A 25,516-nucleotide genomic window follows, 5' to 3' on the forward strand; every position below is an offset into this window, starting at 1 on the left:
ACGGGGATGAAATCAGTGCCTCGTGAGCAAAAGAAAAGTTCTGCGCGCCCTGCTATTGGAATCATGGGTGGAACTTTTGATCCGATTCATCATGGTCACTTAGTTGCAGCGAGTGAGGTGATGGATGTTTTCGGTTTGGATGAGGTTGTTTTTGTGCCGACGGCTATGCAGCCTTTCAAGGCTGGCCGACGTGTGACACCTCCTGAACATCGCTACCTTATGACGGTTATTGCAACAGCTTCTAATCCTCGTTTTAGTGTGTCGCGTGTTGATATTGAGCGTGGGGGAACCACATACACTATTGATACTTTGACGGATTTGCGTGAGCAGTATCCTGATGCTGATTTTTATTTCATTACGGGTGCTGATGCTTTGGCGCAGATAGTCCAATGGAAAGAAGCGGATACTTTATTTGAGTCGGCGCATTTTGTTGGTGTGACACGGCCGGGGCATACGCTGGATGCTTCGGGGTTGCCGCGTTCTGCGGTATCTTTGCTGGAAGTGCCGGCAATGGCTATTTCTTCCAGTGATTGTCGGCTGCGGGTAGAACAAGGTAAACCTGTGTGGTACCTTGTTCCTGATGGAGTTGTTCAATATATCAATAAGTATAATTTGTATCGAAACGTCAATAAATAGCACAGGAATACTGGGATAATTGCTTGCTATTTGATTGCGTATATTAACTATGTATCACGTATAGCACAGAGGTAGATTCTTCTAGCGATATGAAGAAATAAGTGGCGCGCGGATGTCTTTGTGATTTTTATGCACATTTGCTTGCATGTAAAAGAAAGGCATTGTGGAAGCCTTGTAAAAGGAAGGTCCTGTGCGTTTGCAGGAGGGGAAAACCTGCTTGATTTAACGTACTCCGGTAGTATCCGTAAAGGAGTGCATCAACTAGTCAGAGGATGTATATGGTTTGTTCTGCTTTTACCACTCAACTTGCTCATCATGTGGCATGTGCTGCACACGATAAACTTGCAACCAATCCTGTTCTGGTGGATGTATCTGAGCGTTTAGGTTTAACAGAAGGCTTTATTGTGGCTTCGGCACCTACTGTACGGCAAGTCAAAGCAATTGCAGAAGAAATCATGGACGTTATTGCAGAAAAAGAGCATCTACGTCCCGTTCATATTGAGGGGCGTGCAGAAGGTACGTGGGTTTTGCTGGACTATGGCGAAATTGTTATTCACGTGCTGAAAGACGAGGAACGAGAATACTACGCACTTGAAAAACTTTGGGGAGATTGCCCGGTGTATTCAATGCAAGATCCGAGCCGAGGGGACGTTATTTCCTTGCCGAGTTATTCCCCTAAGGGCATGACATGTGCCCTTCATATGTGAGCTAATGGCTTGTATCAGATATGTGAGTGCGCAAAAGAAAGTGATAACGTGAGTACGCATACCCAAATGAAAAACCTATCTTCAGATCACCGAATAATTCAACAAGATACTTGTACTGTTGTGGGTGCGAAACGTATTGTTTTCTTGCGTCATGGGCAGACGGATTTCAATGTTCAGAGGCGTTTTCAAGGTATTGTTAATCAGCCTTTGAATGAGGTGGGATGTCAGCAGGCCCAGACTGCCTCTGCTTTATTAGCGGGATGGTTAGCTCTGCGTCAAAAGCAACGTAATTTCACTGAAACAGATGAGGGAAATCCTGCTGTGCGTATCGTGTGTTCTCCGTTGCTGCGTGCGGCGCAAACCGCACAGATTATTTCTGGAGTTTTTGCTGAACAAGGTCTTTTAGAAGGTGATGTGCTGGAAGATTCTGCCTTCATTGAACGTTCGTACGGGGTATTTGAGGGGCAAACGCTTGAAGAAGCAATGAGTAAATATCCAGAATATGTTGCACAGTGGCGGGAAACAGGGGAGAGTATCGAAGCGGGTGTTGAAGCGTCAGATCGTGTAGGGCAGCGGATGATGCAGGCTGCTTTATCTTATGCGCGGGGCGTGGCCGATGGTGGAACTTTGATTGTCGTATCACATGGAAGCGCTATTGTGCGCGCATTGATTGTGGCCCTTGGTTTATCTCCGTTGGAATTTGATGGGTTACGCGGTTTGGAGAACTGTCACTGGTCTGAAATTGTGTTGACTGGCGGCGGTGGTTCAGGTGCCAGTGGCGGATTGTCGTGGCGTTTAGGTGTGCATGGCGTTGGCCAGACAGTGATGGGGGCTTGTTGAGTGCGTATGTCGGCTATGCGTCAGTTTTTCCTTGTTTTGGGTTGCTTAGTTCTGTTGTAGTGGCGTTCAAGCAAGCCATACGGAATTTCTAACGTAAAATCCCGTGATTGTAACAAAATTACGGGATATGTGTGGAGCATACGGGATTCGAACCCGTGACCTCTTCCATGCCATGGAAGCGCGCTACCAACTGCGCCAATGCCCCGATCGGGAAAGTGTTGCATACTTTGACGCAACGACCTATTAAGGATAACGGTCAACCTAGTGGCCTGACAAATCGGCACAGTATGTAGGGCACCACATCTATTGAATCGAATGGTAAGGCTGGGAGGGTGCTACTCCCATATAAAATCTCTATAGAGGCACAGGTGCAGGCTTATCCTACAGCCCGTCGCACCTCGCATATGCTCGGACTTTCCCCTTCGTAATACTCGCAGGAGGGATGAAAAGATTCCACATGTGATTTTTATATGTGCTCCACAGAAGCAGGTGTGTTTTTGTGGAGCACAGCAACACGACTTATTCATTGCTGAATATTTAGTTGCGTTTAGTGGAGTAGGCCGCTGCAGCTGCCGTTAAGCCAATATTGAGCAAAATCCTGATCGCCTTGACGAAGCCTTGGAAGAACATCAGCCGCGTGACCAGCACCTAACTCTGGATTGTATTTACGAATTGCCTCAAGTGAGGGAAAGCGCTCTAGTTGTGTCAGTGCTTCTTGCACAGCCTGATCGTTTCCAGCTCGTCCTGCTCGAACATATTCTGAAATCCAGGCACATTCCCAACGTAACGCTGCTTGCACTGCGATATCGCCACTTTCGGTGACCACGGTGACATCAGTGGAGCCGTCCTGCGGGTTCATACCTGCACTACGCATGAGTGAAGCGGTATATGGATTGGAGTCGGGGGAACTGTACACTACAGATTCCCCTTCACTGCTCAAGATTTTGGCACCGTGCGCATAGGGAAGAAGATCCTCTATGCGAGTTGGTGCAACGGTGTTTGGATAAGGTTGGTCGCCAAACTCAGTGAGTTCATCTTGTGCAATGTCGCGTAATGTTTCAGGAATAAGCTGATTTTTCGCTAGGGGCGTTCCCGTAGTTGCTTGGGCGATGGGTTGAGCGGCAAATTTTGCTCCGAAAATCGCTAAAGTCAGCAGAATAACAGTGAAAAGTACCTTGTTTTTGAGTGTTTTCGTTTGCATCAGAATTGAATCCTTCCCCATACACTCCGATATCGCTCATATGGAGGAGCGCCACATGTGCCTTCCATTTTGAAAGACATGACAAAATCGCGGGGTCCGTATGAAGCCAGAGGGAACATTTTCCATGAATAAGCGACTGGTTTAAAGTAAGTTACAGCGAATTGGCTTCCATTTGCTCCTGGCCACCGTAGGGCGACCGCATCACCTCTAGCACCTCCGCAGTAAGTATTAGTGACACTACCGTCGCTCCATCCGGTATTTCCTCCTTGATTTTCCCAAGACATTGAACCAACGTTATGATGTCGAACCTTTGTAAAAATAGTCAGTGATTTATAATATGTTGCGCTTGTATCTTCGCTGGCAGCATGTGAGATGCTTGGGGTGATGAGCATAAATAGTGTTATCAGCACTGAAGCAAGAAATATGTGCTTGTTCCTGGTAATGCTTATCGGTTGGTAATAATTGATGGATGTTTCCATGCCATCGCTCCTTTGTGATGGATGAGTAAAAAGAGATGACTTGATGCATGTATCAGTCATGATGAGTAGCGCACAATCGGATATCCGACTTCTTGAGCATAAGACCAATACTTTGTAAAGTCAAGAGTTTGAAAAAAATTCGTGCCATTTTATGCTTATATGAGATTATGTCGGCACTGATGGAGATTGTGCAGTTCCGCTTACGTTCCTCTGTGATTCAAAAGATTATTTTATGCTGTTGTTCAATGAGGGAATTATGTGAAATAAAGTTTTAGTATAGGTAAATATTTCGTATATCTCACGATTTAAGACAGTAAAGGGATTTAATTAAAATCTCTTGATAAAGATTGTGTTGTCGCTTAATGTTTTGCTATCACAGTAATGATGCTGTGATGAATTTATCGTATGAGACGGAAGGAGAACTCACGATATTGATTAGTCACATCAGGCATACTTCTTCTGTCGCACACATGAGTCACGGAAAAATTATGGGGAATTATAAGCAGCTTATATGGTGCGGGATTGTATTTCTTTCGACTATTGCGCTCACGGCTTGTGCTTCAGAAGTGCACCAAAGCAAGGAATCTGCTGAGCTCAGTGCTTTTAAGCCGGAAGCTGTTCAATCAGAAAGCGGCGAGGCGCAGGATTTTGTTTCCTATTGGGATAAAGCTGAACATTTACCTCCCGCTGCTTCTGATGAAGAATACGAGGAACTATTCGCAGAGGCTGTTGGAAAGTATGCTGACTGCATGGAGGGGCACGGCTGGCCTCGTCCTAGGCTGGATAATCCGCATACGCCCTTTAGTAGTCTTGCTGAGGACGTGCCTCCTGTTGGACAAGAAGCTGCGAAGTTTAAAGATGAGAAAGTATGTTTAGACTTGGCAGCACCGTGGCCGCAAAAACCAACGCTGACCACTGAGTATGTCAGTGCTCAATATGACAGACTGGTGAATTTTCGCCAGTGCATAACAGAGCATGGGGGTACTATTTCCGAACTTCCCAGTCGGGAAAAATACATTGCAGACATGATATCTGGTGATGTTTCGTGGTTTCCTATACCTGAATTGCTCAAGAGTGGTTTTTGGGCAGGGAAGCCCCAAAGCGAGATTTATAAAATTTGCCCGTGGTAACTATCTGAGGGCTGCCTCAATAATTGACTATATGTGAAAGTCGCTGCTTTTCCCCCTATAAGTGACCGTTACGAGAGGATTATCAGCGTATGCGGGCTAAAGTTTCACCGGGTTTTTTGCTTCTGCTATTCGTGCTTGCGGCGTTATGTGCTGCTGTAGGGTGGGCTGCTCATGCCTTGCTGCTACCTTCCAAAAAAGTGGAACCTACTGCCCAGTATGCTATCGGTCAGGTCGTGCAGGGTCATTTGGGACGTAATCTGAGTTTGGCGGCAAAAGCTGAATGGGTTGTCCAGTCATCTGTATCAGGTAAGTTTGCTGGTACGTTGACGTCGATTCCTACTGGTCGTCAGGGGAGTGTATCTGCAGGTGACGTGTTGTGTACGGTTGATTTGCGTCCTATTTTTGTCCTGCCGGGCCAAGTTCCTGCTTTTCGTGACATGGGAATGGGAGTTGAGGGTACGGATGTCGCTCAACTTCAGGCCTACTTATTTGAAGTGTATGGGCGGGATATGGTTCCTAATGGAAAGTTTGGTGACATCACTGAGGGTCTCGTAAAGAAATGGCAAAAGGATCATGACCTTGAAGTGACAGGTGTGATTCCTGTCGGGCAGGTTGTATTTATTCCATCTTTGCCTGTGAATATTGCCTGGGAAGATGACGTGCATGTGGGTTCAGAAGTTCAATCGGGAACAAAACTGGTGAAAATTTTTGATTCAACACCGACTTTCATGATTCCTTTACCTGAGGGGCAGCTGCGTGCTACTCATGAGGGGCAAGAAGTGCTGTTGGAATATGAAGGGCACACGTGGCATGCGGTGATTGATACGATTATTGAGAATTCTGAAGAACACACATTACTTGCGCAGCTTGCTCCTGTTTTGGGGCAGGACAGTATTTGTGCAGATACGTGTGAAAGTATTCCCGTTGCAGGGCTAAAAGGAATCTCAGCGAACGTTATATTAGTTCCTGAGGAAGAAGGCGCTCAAATTCCTCTTACTGCAATACGTGTTGACGCGCAGGGCAGGACTGTTGTTGTCGATGTGGCTGGTACACAATATCCGGTGTCGGTGCGGACCAGTGTGGGTGGACAAGCAATTGTTGATGGCATTGATGTGGGAATGAAAATACGCCTGTGGGGTGATCCTCAACAAAATGGAACACAGTTCAATCCGCAGAGTGGACTTGGAGAGGAAGCCCAATCAGAGGATTTGAGTTCCCAATCTGAGAAATAATCACGGCATTTTTTTTGGGGAGGCTCAGTGTGGAATACGCATACCCGCACAGCAGTGAAGAAGGTGTCGAATGGGATACAAGCTGTGAATCTGACGGTGGCAGTGAGAACTGTGAATGAGGAAAATAATCTTCCCTTCACTTGAGGAGCAGGTGCATGGGTGTCTGGATATTTATTCGTGAAGTACTGGTGACATGTCGTTCCCAAGGATTAATCTCTGCTGTGGTGGCGATTATTTCAGCTGTGTCGGTGGGTGTGGTATTGGGAACGGCTGGAGTATCTGCTGCTGCGCAGTCCGCAGTTTTGTCCACTGTAGATCAGGTAGGTACACGATCGGTGTCGGTGTATTCCACGCAAATGAATGGAGGCATACCAAGCCGTATCCTCGATTCATTAGAACGTGTAGACATTGTGGAAAGCGCAGTGGGTTTTAGTCAAACTGTAGATGTTGCCAATGTATCTTTCAATGGTGGTAAGCGTGCTGCATTGCGCTTGGTCTATGGGCAGCTTGGGCGTGAACTTATGGAACGCGCACACAACATTATGGGTATTGATTCACAAAATACTCAACTAGCAGATTCTTTGGTAGGTTTTGCCACTCAAGACGCTTACGATGTGCTTGCTTTGCCGCCTCAAGGTGGGGGAGCGCGTGTGGTTAATGACGGTATTGATGTTAATATCATCGGCAGCGTCGTTTTGCCTGAACACTTAGAAAAACTTACTCCCACTATTCTTGTTCCAATAGATCACGTTGATACTTTGTCGGTTATTTACCTGTCAACATATAGTCCTGACCAGGTTCCTTTGCTGACAGATCTTGTACGTGGTGAACTGCGGGATCTCAGTAACGAAGAATATGCAATCGAAACATCTCAAGCCTATGTGGATTTGCGTGCTGCCATTGATGGGAAACTCGCTGCATCGCACCGTATCCTTATTATCAGTGTTCTTGGTGCAGGAGCTGGAGCGACCATGCTTATGATCGGGGCGCTTGTTCTTTTGCGACGTAAAGACTTGGGGCGTCGTCGAGCGTTGGGAGCAAGTCGTTTGATGATTCTGGGGCTTATGTTGGGACAAGTTGGCCTTCTTACCAGTCTGGGGGCAGGCGTAGGAGCAATTGTCAGCATGATGGCAATGGCTTTCTTTGAACATCTGAGTCCGCCCATTGACTTTATGAGCGCAGTCATCATTTTGATAGCTGTCGCTAGCACGGTACTTGCTATTATTCCCGCGCTGTGGGCGGCTAATCGCGATCCGCTGTGTGAACTCCGTGTCCCATAGATTAATGAATCTGATTTTTAATAATCTTCATTAGGAAATCTTCTGAAAATTCGCAATATACCTTTTGATTCCTGAATATTTATTTAAGTTTTGGTGCAGGTTTGGAAATTTTGAATATCTACGCATTATTATGTGTGGTATATGTTGTGAAATGTAATTTTCATTTGAGCTTAAATTAATAGTTATAAATATTGTTTATATTGAATTCTGTGCAATTAACACTAAAAACTAGAGTGCTCGTTAAATGACTGAATAATAACATGTAACTCTTTATAGTGTGGCGTGCTGATATAAAAATATTGTGACCAATATGTAATTTATATATTGTTTATATTCATGATCTGTGATGATATTTATTTTATCTAAAAATTAAAGTGGAATATTAATTTTCCCCCTATTTATTGCGATAAATCTGATGTAATGTGCAATTAAATCTTTTGCTAGATAAAAGGTTTATAAATCTGAGGCATTTTACATTTTAAGGATCTGAGGTTTCATGTCTTTTAGATTTCATCAAGTGATAATAGTGGCTTTCGCTGCGAGTATTGGAGCGGTGGCCTTGTGCCCAGCTTCAAGTTATGCAGCAGACGAGGACCATGATCTTTTGCAACCACGACTGATTGGAGGAACAGATTTTACTCCTCCGAATCCGAATAATACGGCCCCCTATTTAATAAATTCTCCAGACTCTCCATATACGGCAGCTCAAGCATGGGATCAATGGAGGGGAAACTGTGACGGAATTATTGTCTCTGGTTCTCAAATTCCCGTCAAAGAAGAAGGATGGTCTGGATATATTGGCCTCCCTCCACGAGCACCACTTGGATGGGCAACTAAAGAATGTCTTATTACGGGTTCTGCAGCTCAGGTGCAATTTATGACCCGTGCTCTGGGAAAATTTGCTGTTGAACTCACAGGAAAAACATCAAGTCACGCAGATGGGACCGCAAACTTTTCCTTGTCATCTCTTACAGATACCGGTTATACAGCAGCTTTCTACGACAATGCGCTTGATGAGCATGGTAGGCTCACACGTCGTCCAACTGAAAAAGATCGAGGTTCTTTTTGGCTGCCAAGTAATGGAAAACCCCCTTTCATGGTACGACTCAAACAAGGTATGCCCTTCACAAAAGGACGCTACTACAAAGGCGTATTGAACTATGCGGTCAGTAGCTGCCAAGCACAATACCATCCACATGTTGCTCTGCGCGTTGAAAGCAGTGACGGTCGAATAGGGAAAACAACCAGATCGGTTGATCTGTGCTCATTAACTGCTATAAAAGAAATGCGGCCTATGGATGTAATGACCGAGCAAGAAATAACCGACTACAAGGTATCGAGAACGCTTCAGGCTAAACTGGGACGTGCTGAAATTGGTTTCCACACACGTGATATGCCCGAAGGAACCTACCATTTCGGAGTTTTGAATCATACTCTCACTGTTGCAGGTAACGATTCAGCATTTGATGATATCTACGTATACGACACAACTCCCTCTATCAAAAAAACTATGTCACCTGCTCTCATTCCTGTAGGTGGGCAAGCAGTTGTGACTCTGACAATCACAAATACAGCAGACATGGAAAGTAAAGAGGGAATATCAGTCATTGACATGCTTGCCTCGGGAATGAAAATTGTGCCCGAAAATCCTATTGAATCATCCAGTACCTGTCGCAATATTGCTGTCACAACAACAGGAACTCCAGATGCCGCGCTAGGTGAAACAACAATTTCTGAGAGTTCCCCACGTTTGACAGCTGATCTTGCTCAAGGAATGAAATCATGCACTATTGCTTTCAAAGTGCATATAACAACTACAGGCGATCATACGAACGGCGTTGATAACCTTGTGACACCTCTCGAAAAAGAAAAACACGAAAGTAGTAACGTGCGCGCATTTGCGCCGACTGATGAACCAGAGGTGGACAGAACAGAATATGTAACACCAAAGACCATTGATCCTTTCGTGAATTTTCAGCCCTCTGAGCACTTACCCGATGAACTGAAAACACATATTCCAGATGACCCGCATTTTACTTTTGTGAGCAAAGAAGGCCGACACTTAGGGAATACATTCGATGTCCCTGGGAAAGGAACTTTTGTTTACGATCCCCAGAAAAAGAAAATTATTTTCACCCCTGCTGAAGGCTATGTGACGATGGAGGACGGGGGAGCTGTCGCTCCTTATATGTATGAGGACTCGATGGGAGCTGAACTACGATCAACGGCTACAGTTACCGTAGGGAAATTACCTTTAACAGGTGTAGAAAATCAAAGTTCAGGTAAACAAGGTGAAACACAAGAAAGTAAATCCTTAAATCCTGTGAATTTGCGACCAGGACAAAAACTCGACCCTAAAAAATCAGGTTTCAAGCAGGCTGATGGCTCATTTGCGCTCACTGTGCCAGCAAAGCGTCACGATAAAGAAATAGGGACATATTTATTTGATCCGGTACGTGGGAAAGTCACTTTTATCCCTCATTATGACTTTACAGGTACACCAGAACCTGCCCGCGTGGTTTTCACAGATATGTTCGCTACAGAGGCAACTTCAATATATACGCCAACAGTTATAGGCACACAAGAAAAGCCTGAGGGCGAATCTGTAGCTGAGGAACAAAGAAAAGCAAACGAAAAAGCGACCCACACTACTCAAGAACATGCCCATTCACATACTTATCTTGCTCAAACGGGTACGGGTATTCTCTTTTATCAGGTGAGTACAATCGCGTTGCTTATATGTGGTGGAGGACTTGTCTTTCTCGCACAATGCCGCGGTAAAACCGCTCAATAAAACACTGAGATGCATCATGCCATGTTGAGGAAGAAAACTGCAGATCTTTTTTCCTCCTCAACATGGCATGTAAGTACTCGCATGGCACGAAAGGTGATTTTCATATGCGTTCACAACTTTTAGGGGTGATATGCAAGGCCGAATGTGAGGAAATAGAAGGAAACGCCCGAGGATCTGAGCTGTGTAATACCGTGTCAATCTCTTGCCGTGAGGGATACATACGTGAATAAATATCTGTGTACGAATAGTTGAAAATACCGCACCTATGGGGCAGGTGATAAAAGATGAGAGTTTTTCTCATCATAGGGGCGGGACAACTTCATGGTTCACAGTCTTATGAAGTCACACGATATAGTTTATGAACTTACTGCAAAAGTCTTTTATACAAACTATGGTGAAGGTAATCCGTGTTTGTGAATAAGTTCGAGGAGCCTTTATGCCCCGTGCTACTCGTGCCGATGGTGTACGTATCGCCGGTGTGGCACCATCGACTGTTTCCCTCATTGTGAATGCTCGTGGTCCTGAAGTAAAGGTCGCTCCAGCAACGATTGAACGGGTACAAGAAGCGGCCCGCCACCTCAACTACATTCCCAATGCTGCTACTAGTTCATTAAAAGAAGAAAGATCGCGGGCCATCGCCCTCAGTATGGCGCAATTACCTCAAGATCCTTTCGTGCCTGCTGTATATACCGTACCGACCACAGCCATAATCGAAGCGGATAAATGTGACTATTTGTTAATCCCTATTTTCCAGACTGGTGCAGAAGATGAAGACACTGATTTTATTCGCGCAGTCATCAGTGATATCCAGTTAGCCGGTGTTATTTGCGAAACAACGTCAGGGCCTCGCTCTGTTGGCTCTATTCTGAATAATTATTGCTGCAGAATCACCAAAAGAAACAGCGACCCATGAATTTGCTACTCATGTCAATCAGCAGGAAATAAATCAAAACTCTGAAGCTACTGTGGTGAATGTTTTACCTACTTTCCCCGTGTGGCATCACTCAGCGCGATCACGCAGTTATGGAGAATAAAAACATGCAATGGACAACGCTTGCTCAATTTTCAGATCCTTTCCCTCTTTCCGCTTTCCCTCAGCCTCTGTACCGCATACCTGCTCTGACAGTGACCAATACGGGACGTATCCTTGTTGCCTATGATGTGCGTTCTGATTGGCGAGATTTACCTGCAGATTTTGATATCGCGTTGCGTACATCTGATGACCGCGGACAGACCTGGTCACCTGCACGTCCTTTACGTGCACATACGCCAGGACACGGTTTTGGTGACGCCTCGCTTATATATGACCCGCATACAGATACTGTGATGTGCTGGTATGTAGGTTCACAAGGAAAATCGTACTTTACCGCAGAAAAAGGGGGAGAAGGCCTTGAACTATGGCTGGCCTCCTCAACAGATCACGGGAATACATGGAACCATCGGGATATGAGCTACCTACGTCCCGAATATGTTGCTGGCATGTTTTGCTCATCCGGAAACGGTGCAGTTGCTCCAGATGGCACGATTTTTCAAACTTTTGTTGCTCGTATAGACGGCGAAAACTATGCAATCTGCGCACATTCATCTGACCACGGGCAGACATGGCATATGGGAGAGCCGATTGGTCCTTGCTGTGATGAAAACAAAGTAGTGGTCACTCCCTCTGGAAAACTCCTCCTGCATGCGCGAGATACGCCTTATCGTCGTCAAGCTATTTCAGAGGATAACGGCCGCACATTTACTCAGCCTCATCCTGTTCCTGCGCTGATTGAACCTGGATGTAATGGGGGATTGATTTGTGTGGGAAATACGCTCATTGCATCCATATGCGCTGATAGTGGAGGGCGCGCACGCTTATCCTTACATCTTTCGGAAGACGAAGGTCAGACGTGGAGCCTTCCTATCCTCGTTGATTGCGGTGCGACGGCATATTCTGTAATGACAGCACTTGATTCAGATACATGCGCTATGGTGTGGGAAGCGGACAACTATCAGCGGATCGTATATGCCACATTTGATGTGAATGAACTGCGTGCTTTGTGCGCTTTTCCTGCCACCTCACATGAACAGCCGCTGAGCGTGCCCTCATGGGAACCTCGTAAAGGAACCCCAGGATATGCTCATCCACCCGCAGTAAATGCTAACTGAGTAGAAAGTGATTACCTGCGAATCCTGTACGTGAGTAGTCGATATTATCGCGCTTTAAAAAGGGCGAAAAGTTGGTTTTCTTGAATACGCAATGCCCCTAAAATAACGCCTAACGCCCCACACAGGTAACTGGCGCTCACAATCAGTATGCCGCTGCCCCATAGGTTCCATTGGATAATTCCTAAAACCGTTGACGTGAAGAACAAGATCGGTAACAGTACTGTCCACGACAGTAGGGCTGCGAACCCATATTCCACGGTCAATTGGATGACAAACGACAAACGATCAACACCAGCATGTAAAGCTGAAGCTCCCTCTAGTCTGCGGCTCCACGAAAAAGCTATCCCAATGATCTGAGCAAAACATATCGCAGCGGCGGTGTAGAACCAGAAAGGTAAGGGGCCAAGCCGCTTGGTGACATCGAAATGCTGACCCTGTGATGTATTAAAAAGTTGAGTTTCTGCTTGAGCTGAATCCTCTTGTCCGTTTACCACTGCATAAGTCAATAACTGTTCTAAAGCGGAGGATTCTGGCCAGATTTCAGCCCAGCAGGCATCAAATAATCCATGAGCTGCCACTGGTATCACGATGTTACGGGCAAATATAGGTGCGCGCCCGTCTTCTACCTGTGGGAATATTCCTGAGACAGGCACAATATTAGGAGCTGACGTATCTGAATCAGTATGCAAGATAAGCGATGAAGGGGAGGCATCGTCAGAAAGTAGCGCGGCAAGATCGCTTGACACCCACATGCCGCCGCCACGGGTTTGTGGGTGAGGCGCTTCTACGTGCAGTACTTTTTCCATCCCTGGTGATACTTCGAGCGAGGACATGGGGTTTTGTGGAAGCTGTGCCAGTGTGAGTGTAGGACCTGAACGAAGCGCTCCAGAAGCATGAATACCTTCAATGCGGGATAGTGACTCGCACAGTTTTCCATTGATGCCTCCGGGGACATTCAGAATATGGATTGAGGCTCCAGCGTTTCTCCACTGGTACGTATCGCGTAAAACATTTCCGATAGTAATAACGTGTACTAATGCTAATCCGCCAATTAAGACAGTCAATATGCTAGCGGTCATGAGAAGGCGAGATGTTCCGCTGATTGTATTACGCCATGCTTCAGAGATAATGGAGGAAAAACGCATCATAGGTATTCCTGCCGATCAGTTGTTGTAGCTGTGTCCTGCTTTCCTTGAGATTGAAGGGAAAACGTGGGTGCTATTTGGTCATGAGCATCGTGAATAGTCTGAGCGGAAGATGAAATTTTTTGCTGTGGTGATGCGAATTTTCCGAGGTCAAGAACCGAATGGCATGCTTTGTGCGTGTCGCTATCATGGGTAGCGACGATCACAATGGTGTGTGTTGATGCAATATGCGATAAGACTTTATTTACTGAGGCAGCTAACGTTCGGTCTAATTGAGCGGTCGGCTCATCAACGAGGAGGAGATCGGGTGCTTTCATATGCGCTTTGGCGAGCATGAGGCGTTGTGCTTCTCCACCAGATAATTCTGAAAATCGTTTATCCGCTAAGTGCTCTAAGCCAAAGATGGCGAGTGTTTCTAAAGCGCGCGGATAGGCTTCGCGTCGAGTAAAGCCTTTCGCTAATAACGGGAGGCAGACATGGTCAATGGCGCTGCGATTCTTGATTCCGAGTGGATTTTGGAATACCCAGGAAATCGAGTCGATGCCTTCGCGGGTGATGTGACCGCGCGTTGGGGATAACCATCCCGCTAATATGCTGAGTAATGTGGATTTTCCACTACCGGAAGGGCCAATAACGGCGACCATGTCACCTGCAGTGAATCTGAATGACAGGTCGGAAAAAAGTTCATGCTGTCCGTCAAAGGAATGTCCAAGGGCGTGTGCTTCTAGGAGCATGAGGCGGCCTTAGAGTCAGGTGAAAGAGTAATACTCCCCAGAGGATTATCAGATACGACTATCGTATTTCCGTAGGATGAGCCAATGATTTGGACTTGGGTGGGTATCTGATCAGATATAAGGCAGGCTTTTTCACCTGTTATCTCGTAGAGCGCACTGGGAGGTACACGGTATGAAGAAATCGGAGTGACTAGGCGTGTGGGAATTGAAATTTGTTTGCCTTCAGGCAATGTTTGGGAAAACTGGGAGAGTTTATATAAAGCCTGAATGAAAGTCTGATCGCTGATAACACCATCGGAGGGAATAATTGTTGCGGTATCACCTGCGAGGGCTTCCCGTTCTCCTGCGAGAATATCGTGAGGGAGCGACACGGTGACGCTTGCGGGTAGGGTTAAGAGGGTAAAGAGTGCTTGATCGGTCGTTACTTTTGTTCCTATGTGTACGTCACATGACTCAGGCGTGACTTCTGTGGAAGGAATCCAAATAATTTCACTCAAACTCAGCTCAGAGGAGCGGGGATCAAGCCCAGCTTTTTTCTTCAAAGAGTTCAGCGCTTGAACGGTGGCGGGACCAAATATTCCATTTGGTGACTCTGAAAAGAAGCCTAAACGTGCAAGTTCGCTTTGAAGTTGCTGTACATCGTCGCCTTTCATCCCTGGCGTGAAATCACGGTAGGGTGGCTGTTCAAGGTGCAGGGCAATCACAGGTGAATCATCAATGGTAAATGCGACCTGTCCTGAATGAAGCGGGCTAGCGGGAAGGCATGAACTGGAACGTATGATGCCTTCAATGGGTGAGGTTGCTATCCACTTTGTCCGTTCTGGGACTTGGAGGGGGAATGAGCGTTGGTCATCAAATGTTTCAGCGCTTACGGGTATTGATTGTTCCTGTGTAGATGGGGGAGTGAGAGCAGTTCGCGTACTGTATGTCATGATACCTGCACCGATAGTGCTCCCTAATGCAAATGTCACTATAGCGAGAATAAGGAATAGACGCCAATAGGTGTTTTTATGTAGTTGCTTGCCAAACAATTGACGTTCCTTCGTGTGTGAATCAAATAAGCGGTGGGTGAATTATTTTTGAGGGTTGTCAATTCCTAAGAGAGGTGCACTTGTGCAGGCTTGACCTTCTGGTGTCTGGCTACTTTTGCCGCCTGGAAGTATGAAATCACCTGTCAGGTGGTTGGGGGTTGGTGGGTTATCTGAAGAATTGTATGTGGTGCCATCAGGGAGGGTGCATACACCGTTAAGACATTGTGCTGAATTAGCGGCAATGAAGTCTCGGTAGTCTTGTGCGCTAAATCCTGCGCTGACCAGTCCTTTGCGGACGAAACATTCGGCAATGAGTTTATCCATGTCTTCTTTACGTGGATTGATGATTTGATTTCGATATGCTTCACTGATTCCGGTCGTTTTACCGTCAAATTGCTGATCGCAGTGCTCAAGTGCATCTTCTTTTTCGGCACTCATTTCAGAGAAACCAAACTGTATCAGACCGAGGCCAAGGTCATCCATATATTCAGAAAACTCAATACCGGCGGCCTTATAGCAGGATGCAAGTTTTTGTCGTGATTCTTTATAGTCGGTAGTGGAGATTGTGCCATTATCAATCGCGTGGGAAAACACCTGTTTGACGTACTGGCTTTCATTGACATCCCGAGCGCGTTCAAAATCGGTGCGGTATGGGGATTCTTGAGGGTTTGAGCACCCTGTCAACAGAATGAATGACAGTAAAACAGCAGACAATACAGGTATTTCCCGACGCATGTAAATTTCCTTTACGGATGATTGAGGGGTGAACTAACGTTCTTGAGCGCCACCGCCTCCATCAAAGGTATTTTTAGGGCGTTCTATGTACGAGTTTTCAGAGCTTTTCCACTGTCCGTATTTTTTCTGTAAATGCGGATTGTTATCGTGCCAGTAGTTTTTTCTTCATCATTGAATCCTGTCATGTGGGAGAAAATAGAGGGAATACGTAAAGAAAAACCCCTCTAGGACAAAGATACTATGAAGTGATCCGCGTTACAAGAGATTGTTTCATTATTTGATATTTATTCTCACATTTGTCCTATCAATATACAAAAAGTGGGAGGTGCACATGTGCACCTCCCAGCTAGATAATAGCGGCAGTAAATCAGCTCTCCTGAGCAGCCATGCGGAGCATCCATGCCTGCTTTTCTAAGCCGGATGCAATACCGATCAGCAGGTCAGCGCTCAAATGATCTTCTTCGTCAACTGCATCAAGAGTTGCTTTGATACGATCTGAAACTCCCATTAAAAGTTCTTCAAACTGTGCATACACATCAGCAACCTGAAGCTTACCAGCTTCAAATTGCTTCAACCCAGACTGCTGAGCCACAGTCGCTGCACGAGCATCAGGGGCCTCGTCAAGAGCGGCCATTCGTTCTGCTACTTCATCAGCCGCATTACGAACTTCGTCAACGATTTCATCCAGAGCAAGGTGCAGAGAACGGAAATGAGAGCCAATGATGTTCCAATGAGCCTGCTTACCAAGCAAAGAAAGATCAGTCAGATCCACAAGTGCTTGTTGGAGGGCTTTGGATACTACGGGTGAAGTGAGCGTCATATTCATCAATCTCCTAGGATATACGGCCTCATAAATCAGCAGAACGAATCATGAGGTATCAACCCGATCTTCTGTTTACTTTCCTATTTTATGTCTGATGAAGCAATTATGTGAATCTCGGGTGAAAAGTAAGGCAGGTAAATGTGGTGACTCAGAGATAAACAGAAAAATTTTTCCATAAAAATTTCAGGCATAGATGCCTGCCTTACACTGTTGCTCTTAGCTGTTATTTTTATACGCTTCTAAAGCGTCAATAATTGCCTGCGCATAATACTGTCCACCTGCAGGGCTTGGATGAATCCCATCTGCTGCGATCTGTTCCGGATGAGCAATGGCAGCGGATTGCCAATCTGCAAGCAAGGCATTGGGGAACTCTGAGACAACTTGACGGATCTCAGAATTTACACGTTCTTCCCATGCTACTGGTGCCGACACTGACATGATAACAACAGTACGCTGCGCACACGCTTCAACAACTTCACGTAAAGTCTGAGCGTCACCCACACCATTTACTCCAAGCCCCACAATGACAATTTGTGTTTCAGGATGTGCGGACAGAAAATCAGTAACCAAAGCCGGCCCGTCAACAAGCTGGCGACTGGTGAGTGCATCAACTGTGATATGTGGAAATGTTTCATACAGAGCAGAAATTGAAGCCAACATGACAGAATCGCCAACAGCATAGATTGATGCATTTTGGTAATCATCCGGTATCAGTGGCTTTTCGGGTTCAGATTGAGTTTTATCTTGTAACTCAGGCAGGTGTGGTACTTCAACAGGTTCATTGACAGGTGGCTGTCCCATAGTGACAGATGAATTTTCTGTTGACGGCTCGCTTTCTTGCTCTTGGGATTGTGAGTCCCCTTCGCAAGAATTACATGATTGAGCGGAGGTAAGCATACGTTCAACCGATGTTGACTCTGGCGCAATGTAAAACAGTATGGTCGCAACGGCAACTAAAAGTAAACCCATGCCTGCACTGAGTCGTGCGCGTAATGAGTGCGAAAAGAAAGCTGTGAACCCTTTTTTTCTAATGGGTTGTTCAACGTAGCGATAACTGAGGACAGTTGCACACAAGACGCATATGATGGCGCAGATGCGACCATAAAAACGTGTGAAACCAGGAATAGCGCTATAGGTGGCATCGGCAATCACAATAAAAGGCAAATGCCAAAGATATAACCCATATGAACGTTCACCGATCCAGCGCAGGGGAGCGATATCAATGACACGGGGAATCCATGAGGGTGCGAGCAGACATCCAAGAATAAGGAAAAGACCTGATACTGAGCCGAAAAGTGTGACAAGCATTTGATGTCCAGCATGGAGTGTCAGGCTCGTAGTCAAAGAAAAAGCGAAACCAAGTATTCCTAAGATCAGAGAAATACAAGAGAAAAAAGACGTCGTAAGGTTGCGTTTGGGTGCATAGTGAAAATATCCGATACTAAGCAAAGATCCCAGCAAAAGACCGGTCGAATGTGAAGGTGTCGCAAGATAAGCCTGAGAACTCACGCCATATTTTTCAAGAAATAAAGCGCTAGATGCACTGAGTGCTGCAAGTATGCTCACAATGAATAGCTGCGTGTTTGGGCGTCTTTTGACAAGGAAAAACAGAATAAATGGCCATATGAGGTAGAACTGTTCTTCTATTGCAAGGGACCAAAAATGATCAAAAAGTCCCGTTTGAGTATGAGCGAAATAATCACTGCCTGATATCAACATCACCCAGTTCGCTGACAGAGTGAAAACGGAAATCATTGAACGCAAAGCACCAACAGTGATATCCCCACCAATGCAAGTGGCAAGTAGACCCGCACAAGTGATAACAAGGAAAGCGGCAGGTAAAAGTCTGCGGATACGTCGAAGGTAAAAACCAGCGAAATCTATACGACCTGTGTGTTTTTTTTCTTTGAGCAGAAGATACGTAATAAGAAATCCACTGATAACAAAGAATAAATCCACTCCAACAAATCCGCCAGGAGCTTTGGTGGGAATAACGTGATAGACCAAAACAGCGATGACTGCACATGCGCGCAGGCCATCAAGTCCGAAAATACGATCAACGTGTGTGTGCGGGGGAGCCATTCCCTGCCTCCAAATGATCGTTCGTGTACTTGATGCGCATTTCTCTCTCTTTCGCGCATGAGTGCGTTCAGCATGTAACGGTCTTTCTCCCTCTAGGGTACGTGCTCAATCACAGGCTGCATGACCAAGTATGTGTGATGAGGACCTGATAGGCCGAATAAAAGGGGCGATATCTTTTATTTTTCCTTTATTTCTGTTGAAATTTTTATGTACCATATGTGAAGAAAGTGAGCAGAAAAACATTATTCCCTCGCGTGTCTTTAGGTATGAAAATGCAGGAAATTTCCAGATTTTTTACCGTGTATTTTCAGTAATGGCGTGGGAATTTTATCTATGTCACATACGGGGGCACATAGGTGTGGATGTAGGTGTGAATATTTGAGTGCCTCATCCGAGAAAAGACATACGAAACAGGAACGCAGACCGGAGGCTAAGCCCACAAAGCTGTCAAAATATCCAGACGAGGATAATTAATATGCGCATGGACTTGGTCCTGAACTGTTGGCTTAGCGCAAAAAGCCACACCTAAACCTGCATGTGACAACATGGGAATGTCATTTGCGCCATCGCCCACAGCAAGAACGTGATTTATGGGGATTCCCTGCTGTGCGGCCCACTGCTGCATCATACGTACCTTGACATCTGCAGTAACAATTTCGCCTACAACACGTCCCGTAAGGTATCCATTTGCAACCTCTAAACGATTGGCAATCCAATAGTCAATACCCATACGTTCACACAAGGGAGCAACAACTTCGGTAAAACCACCCGAAACAACAGCGAAAGACGCGCCATGATGATGGGCTTCATCAATGAGAAGCTGCGCCCCAGGCCTCGGATGAATATGCTCAAGGACATCATGAAAAACAGAATGTGAAATGCCAGCAAGTGTAGCCACACGGGCACGCAAAGACTGGGCGAAATCACGTTCACCATTCATCGCTTCTGCGGTAATACGTGCCACTTCCTCATACGTTCCTGCCCAACGAGCAAGTTCTTCAATGACTTCTTCACAAATCAGTGTGGAATCCACATCCGTGACAATAAAATCAGGACCCTTATGTAAAGTCTCGGGAACCATGAAAACACTCGATTGAGGATCAAGTGGCTCATCACTATGCGCCTGCATCCAAGAAAACATGGACTTGGCAGGTAGCGCACCTTCTAAAATAGGCGACTCGCAGATAAGGCCATACCACGTATCGGAGCCAGGTAAATTAACTCCGGCCACCGGACGCACAATCCACCCCTGAGGGGGGTGGATATGCGTAGGTTTGCGTGAAATATACAGAAAACGTTGACTCATCACCGAGTGACAATAGTTCCTTTAGGGACAACAGTGATACCTGACTCGGTGACCGTGTATCCGCGAGCACGATCATGTTCAAGATCCACGCCCACAACAGCGCCTTCTTCAACAATGACACCCTTATCCAAAATTGCTTTAGCAACAATGGCGTGACGGCCAATACGCGAATGATGCATGATGACAGAATCGGTGACCTGCGCCCACGAATGTACGTAGACCCACGGTGAAACGATGGAATGATAAACCTCGCCCCCGGAAATAATTGCCCCAGGGGAGACGAAAGAATCAACAGCATGACCCATACGTGAATGCTCTTCACCATAGACGAATTTTGCTGGAGGAAGGGAACCCTCTAGCTGAGTCATCGTCGGCCAGTCCGTGTTATACAAGTTAAAGACAGGATGGACACTAATGAGGTCCATATTTGCCTCATAATAAGCGTCAAGAGTACCAACATCACGCCAATAGTTACGATCACGGTCAGTGGAGCCGGGAACATCATTGTCAATGAAGTCGTACACACCGCATGCACCGCGCTCAACGAACCAAGGGACAATATTTCCGCCCATATCATGTTTTGAGGCCGGATCTGCGGCATCTTCACGTAAAGCAGCCACAAGGTCTTGCGTAGTGAAAACATAATTTCCCATAGAGGCAAGAACCTTCGTTGGATCGTCAGCTAAGCCTTCAGCATGTGCAGGTTTTTCAAAAAAATTCCGTACAACGCCGTCCTGCGCATCAATAACACCTAACGCAGGGGCAAGCTCGATGGGCTGGCGAATACCGGCAACAGTGCACGGCAGACCTGAAGCAATATGATGCTCCACCATTTGCGAAAAATCCATGCGGTAAATATTGTCCGCTCCGATGATGACAATGTAATCAGGGCGTTCATCCTCAACAATATTGAGGGACTGGTAAATTGCGTCTGCGCTGCCAAGATACCAGTGCGGGCCGCGACGTTGCTGAGCAGGAACAGGAGCAACGAAATTTCCCAACAGAGGCGACATGTACCATGTCTTTGTAACATGACGGTCTAAAGAGTGGGATTTATATTGGGTTAAAACGACCACTTTCATGTAGCCCGAATTGACCATATTCGATAAAGCAAAATCAATGAGCCGGTAGTGTCCACCGAAAGGAACTGCGGGTTTTGCGCGATCCTCAGTTAACGGCATAAGCCGCTTTCCTTCACCACCAGCAAGGACAATAGCAAGTACATGTTTTTTCGCCATACCTCTAGCGTATGGGGCAAAAGAAAATTTTGGGGGCGAATGACCGATAAAAATAAAAATAGCGGCACATCAAATGATCCGCCTTCACTATCTGCTTCCCGCGTGATCTGGCTTTATTAATGGAAAGACAAACGCGCGCGCGTTTGAGCAGCAAAAGAAATACTTAGTCCTTTCGTCCTTAAAAGACCTCAATATCAGCATCAAAGAAAGAAGTAGTGAGTCGGCTTGCCCACAAAAATATCATTCACCCGATAGGCTGAGAGTTGGTTATACAGAGAAAGGAAAGTTCATTATGCGTGTTGATCTACTGACTCGTGAGTACCCACCGCATATTTATGGCGGTGCTGGTGTACACGTATATGAGCTTTCGAAAGTTTTACGCGCACATATAGAGGACCTGAGAGTACATTGCTTTGACGGTCCACGTCTGCCCGGAAAAGACGGCAGCGAAACGGGTGTGAGCGGCTACGATGCGATTGCTGAATTAAGTCAAGCTAACCCTGCTTTAAGTACTATGGGGATCAACCTTGCAATGGCAGAGCACACCGCAGGGACAGACCTCGTTCATTCACATACTTGGTACGCCAATCATGCAGGCCATATGTCAGCTTTACTTCATGACGTGCCGCACGTGATTTCCGCTCACTCATTAGAACCCCTACGACCATGGAAAGCTGAACAACTGGGAGGCGGGTACCGTTTATCGTCGTGGATTGAGCGGGGCGCCTACGAAACAGCTCAGGCCATCGTTGCCGTATCCCATGGAATGAAAAAGGATATTCTGCGCTGCTATCCCACTATCGACCCACAAAAAGTGCATGTCATTCATAACGGCATTGACCTAGCTGTTTGGCATACTCCTCAAGGTGAGGAAGGAAAAGAATTACAAGAACGAGTCCTCAAAGACAACGGTATTGATCCGAGCCGGCCGACGGTAGTTTTTGTTGGTCGTATTACCCGTCAAAAAGGCCTACCGTATTTCTTACGTGCGGCACGACTACTACCACCAGATACGCAAATTATCCTGTGTGCGGGAGCGCCTGACACCCCTGAAATCGCAGCAGAAGTTGATGCGCTTGTGGCGCAATTACAGTCTGAAAGAAGCGGTGTCGTACTTATTACACGGATGCTCCCTCAAAAAGAATTAGCGTGTGTCCTCGATGCGGCAGATGTCTTTATCACACCATCTGTGTACGAGCCACTAGGGATTGTTAACCTTGAAGCGATGGCTTTGGGACTTCCAGTTGTCGGAACATGCACAGGCGGTATCCCAGATGTCATCGTTGATGGGGAAACAGGCTATCTGATTCCTATCGAACAAATGCAAGACGGCACAGGAACTCCACTGCAACCTGAAACCTTTGAAGCGGATATGGCTGAACGCCTCACGTATCTACTGGAAGATCCGGAACTAGCGCGTCGCATGGGACAAGCTGGGCACCAACGTGTACGTGATTTCTTTGCTTGGGAAGCAATTGGCCAACGCACGGCGGAACTGTATCGCACACTCGTATGAAAGACAGGGCTAACGTCCCAAGAAACCGATAGGCTGGGCACATGCAGACCTTACTTGATGTCCGTGACGTGACATTAACATACGCAGGAAAAACTATTCTTGACTCTGTAACGTGGCAAACCCACGCCGGCGAACATTGGGTGATCCTTGGTCCCAATGGTGCGGGGAAAACCTCTCTTGTACGTACCGTGACCGGTCGGGAAATACCACAAGCAGGGCAAGTGACAGCATGCGGCATGGATTGTGCGACAACAGAACACGCACTTTTATCAGCTTCTCTTGGATTTTCCTCTCAAACAGTAGCTCAACGTATTCGTCCTACTGTGAGTACGCGCGATGTCGTACGCGCTGCAGCGTGGGGACTACATGAAAGCTGGAAAAATACATACGAAGAATGCGACAACGAACGTGCAGATCTCCTGCTGAATGCTTTCGTCATAAGCCATGTCGCAGATCAGCCTTTCGGTACTCTTTCTGAAGGAGAGCGTCAGCGCTGCCTTTTAGCCCGCTCACTTATGACAGATCCGGAGGTCTTAATTCTTGATGAGCCTGGAGCGGGGTTGGATTTAGGAGGACGTGAAATCCTTGTGAACGCCTTGACAGAAATCATCGAAGGAGAACACGCGCCTCAAATCTTGATGATTACCCACCAGGTAGAGGAAATACCTGCAGCTATGACTCACGCACTGGTGATGGCGGAAGGAAAGATCCTTGCTGCAGGTCCTATAGGCGATGTGCTGAATGGTGTGACTTTATCTCACGCCTATTCTTTGCCGTTGAGTGTTGGATGTACCGAAGGACGCTGGTGGGCGCGGGCACTTCCTCAAATTCTGTGAACGTGCGTTGAGGAGGCAAATATGGAATGGCTCTTGTGGTCACTCGGAGCGCTTATCTTAGGCATTATTGAGCTACTTACTCTTGACTTCACATGCCTGATGCTTGCTGTTGCCGCTTGTGCGACGGCTAGTGCTGCTTTTCTTGGCGCACCCGTGTGGGGACAGATCCTGATTTTTTGTGCTGCTTCAACTCTTTTACTTGTGCTCATTCGCCCGTGGGCACGCAAATACCTTGATCGTCATACGCCGCGGGTACGTATGAATGTCCACGGGCTTGTAGGACAAGAGGTACGTGTTCATGAGCGCGTTGACCATAGCAATGGGCGTGTATTCCTTGCAGGAAGTATATGGAGCGCTCGCACCAATGACGATATACCTCTTATGCCAGATACCGTCGCCTATGTTGTCAGTATTGAGGGGGCGACAGCAGTAGTTTCTGCCGTCCGTGCGTAAGTAGGACTTTCCTTGGAATGAAAGTGTGGCTGTATCCCCGGTGCTCACTCGTATTTATGAGAAACGAAATATTGCAAATACGCCGTGAAGATATCTGTACGTGTCAAGGGAATAATCCACACCTACACGTTTATGCAGACACTGCCGTAGAAAATCGCTATTGTGGGTAGGTGCTGCACGTGAGCCGACCGATGGTGCTGCAAGGCAACGTGCTGTTAGGGAAGGACTGATAAAGGACTGATAATGGAGATATTTCAGATGCTCACACACCTTTTTACATCCTCGGGCGGGCCTATTATTGTCTTTATTCTGCTTGCTTTCATGGTGTGTCTTGTAGTTGCGCGAGCAATCCAAGTAGTCCCACAATCCCGCGCACTTGTTGTGGAACGACTGGGGAAATTTCATTCCGTGCGATTTGCAGGTCTACATGTGGTCGTTCCATTTATTGACCGTATTGCAAGTAGGGTAGACCTGCGTGAACAAGTCACCAGCTTCCCACCTCAACCCGTGATTACTGCTGATAACGTCGTGGTTTCTATTGACTCGGTTATCTACTACCAAGTAAATGACCCAATGCATGCCACCTATGAGATCGCGAACTACATTCAAGCTATTGAACAATTAACAGTCACAACACTACGCAATGTGATCGGATCTCTTGACCTTGAAGCTACTTTGACTTCACGCGACCAAATCAACGGTCAACTACGTGGAGTACTTGATGATGCCACAGGTCGCTGGGGTATTCGTGTGAATCGTGTCGAACTGAAAGCTATTGACCCTCCTCCCTCAATCCAGCAAGCCATGGAACAGCAACTGCGTGCTGAACGCGACAAACGAGCAGCAATTCTTACCGCAGAGGGCGTGCGTCAATCAGAGATTTTGCAGGCAGAAGGTGAAAAACAATCCGCTATTTTGCGTGCTGAAGGTGAAGCGCAAGCAGCCGTGACGCGAGCCGACGGTGAAGCTCGTGCAATTCATACCGTATTTGAAGCAATCCACTCAGGAAATCCCACACCTGAGCTACTGAGCTATCAGTATTTACAGATGCTTCCAGAAATCGCGCAAGGTGAATCCTCAAAGATTTGGGTGGTTCCTACAGAACTCACAGCGGCTTTAGATGCTGTGTCACGAGGATTTGGTTCTCAGAAGTAAAACATTGTGGAAAGG

General features: G+C 46.6%; 22 protein-coding genes and 1 tRNA gene. 13 read left to right on the forward strand and 10 right to left on the reverse strand.

Annotation, left to right across the window (positions count from 1 at the left end):
- Positions 1-6 precede the first annotated feature (6 nt).
- The 3 genes from nadD to LRP54_RS03675 all read left to right on the forward strand — a co-directional run bounded on the left by nadD (position 7) and on the right by LRP54_RS03675 (position 2,183).
- Positions 7-636 (forward strand): nicotinate-nucleotide adenylyltransferase, encoded by a 630-nt coding sequence (nadD, locus tag LRP54_RS03665; protein ID WP_231204548.1) that lies wholly within the window; start codon positions 7-9, stop codon positions 634-636.
- Between the two features lie 278 nt (positions 637-914).
- A complete protein-coding gene (gene rsfS, locus LRP54_RS03670; protein ID WP_231234997.1) occupies positions 915-1,343 on the forward strand; it encodes a ribosome silencing factor in 429 nt (142 codons plus the stop codon).
- Positions 1,344-1,409: 66 nt separating this feature from the next.
- Complete coding sequence (locus LRP54_RS03675; RefSeq protein WP_231234998.1) at positions 1,410-2,183, forward strand: histidine phosphatase family protein; 774 nt, start codon at positions 1,410-1,412, stop codon at positions 2,181-2,183.
- A gap of 132 nt (positions 2,184-2,315) precedes the next feature.
- Here LRP54_RS03675 and LRP54_RS03680 read toward each other — a convergent pair.
- Together LRP54_RS03680 and LRP54_RS03685 are read right to left on the reverse strand one after the other, a co-directional pair.
- Positions 2,316-2,388, reverse strand: a tRNA-Ala gene (locus tag LRP54_RS03680).
- 342 nt (positions 2,389-2,730) lie between these two features.
- Positions 2,731-3,384: a hypothetical protein gene (locus tag LRP54_RS03685; RefSeq protein ID WP_231234999.1), complete on the reverse strand. Its 654-nt coding sequence runs from the start codon at positions 3,382-3,384 to the stop codon at positions 2,731-2,733.
- An 871-nt stretch (positions 3,385-4,255) separates the two neighbouring features.
- Between LRP54_RS03685 and LRP54_RS03690 the strand changes: the two genes are divergently transcribed.
- From LRP54_RS03690 to LRP54_RS03715, 6 genes are all read left to right on the forward strand, one after another.
- A complete protein-coding gene (locus LRP54_RS03690) occupies positions 4,256-4,993 on the forward strand; it encodes a hypothetical protein (protein WP_231235001.1) in 738 nt (245 codons plus the stop codon).
- Positions 4,994-5,082: 89 nt separating this feature from the next.
- Positions 5,083-6,225: a peptidoglycan-binding domain-containing protein gene (locus tag LRP54_RS03695; protein WP_231235003.1), complete on the forward strand. Its 1,143-nt coding sequence runs from the start codon at positions 5,083-5,085 to the stop codon at positions 6,223-6,225.
- A gap of 155 nt (positions 6,226-6,380) precedes the next feature.
- The gene (locus LRP54_RS03700; RefSeq protein WP_231235004.1) at positions 6,381-7,505 is read left to right on the forward strand and encodes an ABC transporter permease; all 1,125 of its coding nucleotides are present in this window, start codon (positions 6,381-6,383) and stop codon (positions 7,503-7,505) included.
- A 496-nt stretch (positions 7,506-8,001) separates the two neighbouring features.
- Complete coding sequence (locus tag LRP54_RS03705; protein ID WP_231235005.1) at positions 8,002-10,299, forward strand: DUF7933 domain-containing protein; 2,298 nt, start codon at positions 8,002-8,004, stop codon at positions 10,297-10,299.
- A gap of 436 nt (positions 10,300-10,735) precedes the next feature.
- Positions 10,736-11,212: a LacI family DNA-binding transcriptional regulator gene (locus LRP54_RS03710; protein WP_231235006.1), complete on the forward strand. Its 477-nt coding sequence runs from the start codon at positions 10,736-10,738 to the stop codon at positions 11,210-11,212.
- Between the two features lie 125 nt (positions 11,213-11,337).
- Entirely contained in the window at positions 11,338-12,447 is a 1,110-nt protein-coding gene (locus tag LRP54_RS03715; protein ID WP_231235007.1) for a sialidase family protein, read from the forward strand.
- A gap of 44 nt (positions 12,448-12,491) precedes the next feature.
- Here the strand turns inward: LRP54_RS03715 and LRP54_RS03720 are convergent, their stop codons facing one another.
- From LRP54_RS03720 to LRP54_RS03755, 8 genes are all read right to left on the reverse strand, one after another.
- Complete coding sequence (locus LRP54_RS03720; protein WP_231235008.1) at positions 12,492-13,595, reverse strand: hypothetical protein; 1,104 nt, start codon at positions 13,593-13,595, stop codon at positions 12,492-12,494.
- Positions 13,592-14,326, reverse strand: a complete 735-nt coding sequence (locus LRP54_RS03725) for an ABC transporter ATP-binding protein (RefSeq protein WP_231235009.1) — start codon at positions 14,324-14,326, stop codon at positions 13,592-13,594. Before LRP54_RS03725 ends, LRP54_RS03720 begins: the two co-directional genes overlap by 4 nt.
- On the reverse strand, positions 14,317-15,297 hold the full coding sequence (locus LRP54_RS03730) for a peptidoglycan-binding domain-containing protein (RefSeq protein ID WP_231235011.1): 981 nt from the start codon (positions 15,295-15,297) through the stop codon (positions 14,317-14,319). Before LRP54_RS03730 ends, LRP54_RS03725 begins: the two co-directional genes overlap by 10 nt.
- Before the next feature lie 102 nt (positions 15,298-15,399).
- On the reverse strand, positions 15,400-16,092 hold the full coding sequence (locus tag LRP54_RS03735; protein WP_231235012.1) for a hypothetical protein: 693 nt from the start codon (positions 16,090-16,092) through the stop codon (positions 15,400-15,402).
- Between the two features lie 367 nt (positions 16,093-16,459).
- On the reverse strand, positions 16,460-16,912 hold the full coding sequence (locus LRP54_RS03740; RefSeq protein ID WP_231205873.1) for a Dps family protein: 453 nt from the start codon (positions 16,910-16,912) through the stop codon (positions 16,460-16,462).
- Positions 16,913-17,131: 219 nt separating this feature from the next.
- Complete coding sequence (locus tag LRP54_RS03745) at positions 17,132-18,997, reverse strand: acyltransferase family protein (RefSeq protein ID WP_231235013.1); 1,866 nt, start codon at positions 18,995-18,997, stop codon at positions 17,132-17,134.
- Positions 18,998-19,427: 430 nt separating this feature from the next.
- Positions 19,428-20,303: a phosphoserine phosphatase SerB gene (serB, locus tag LRP54_RS03750; RefSeq protein ID WP_442984591.1), complete on the reverse strand. Its 876-nt coding sequence runs from the start codon at positions 20,301-20,303 to the stop codon at positions 19,428-19,430.
- Entirely contained in the window at positions 20,303-21,541 is a 1,239-nt protein-coding gene (locus LRP54_RS03755; protein ID WP_231205871.1) for a glucose-1-phosphate adenylyltransferase, read from the reverse strand. The genes serB and LRP54_RS03755 overlap by 1 nt, the downstream gene beginning before the upstream one ends.
- A gap of 292 nt (positions 21,542-21,833) precedes the next feature.
- Between LRP54_RS03755 and glgA the strand changes: the two genes are divergently transcribed.
- From glgA to LRP54_RS03775, 4 genes are all read left to right on the forward strand, one after another.
- On the forward strand, positions 21,834-23,057 hold the full coding sequence (gene glgA / locus LRP54_RS03760) for a glycogen synthase (protein WP_231235015.1): 1,224 nt from the start codon (positions 21,834-21,836) through the stop codon (positions 23,055-23,057).
- A 41-nt stretch (positions 23,058-23,098) separates the two neighbouring features.
- Positions 23,099-23,893, forward strand: a complete 795-nt coding sequence (locus LRP54_RS03765) for an ABC transporter ATP-binding protein (protein WP_231235017.1) — start codon at positions 23,099-23,101, stop codon at positions 23,891-23,893.
- A gap of 21 nt (positions 23,894-23,914) precedes the next feature.
- A complete protein-coding gene (locus LRP54_RS03770) occupies positions 23,915-24,346 on the forward strand; it encodes an NfeD family protein (protein ID WP_231235022.1) in 432 nt (143 codons plus the stop codon).
- Positions 24,347-24,604: 258 nt separating this feature from the next.
- Positions 24,605-25,501, forward strand: a complete 897-nt coding sequence (locus tag LRP54_RS03775) for an SPFH domain-containing protein (RefSeq protein WP_231235023.1) — start codon at positions 24,605-24,607, stop codon at positions 25,499-25,501.
- Positions 25,502-25,516 lie beyond the last annotated feature (15 nt).

The sequence above is a fragment of the Schaalia sp. lx-100 genome (genome assembly GCF_021083625.1).
GTDB lineage: Bacteria > Actinomycetota > Actinomycetes > Actinomycetales > Actinomycetaceae > Pauljensenia.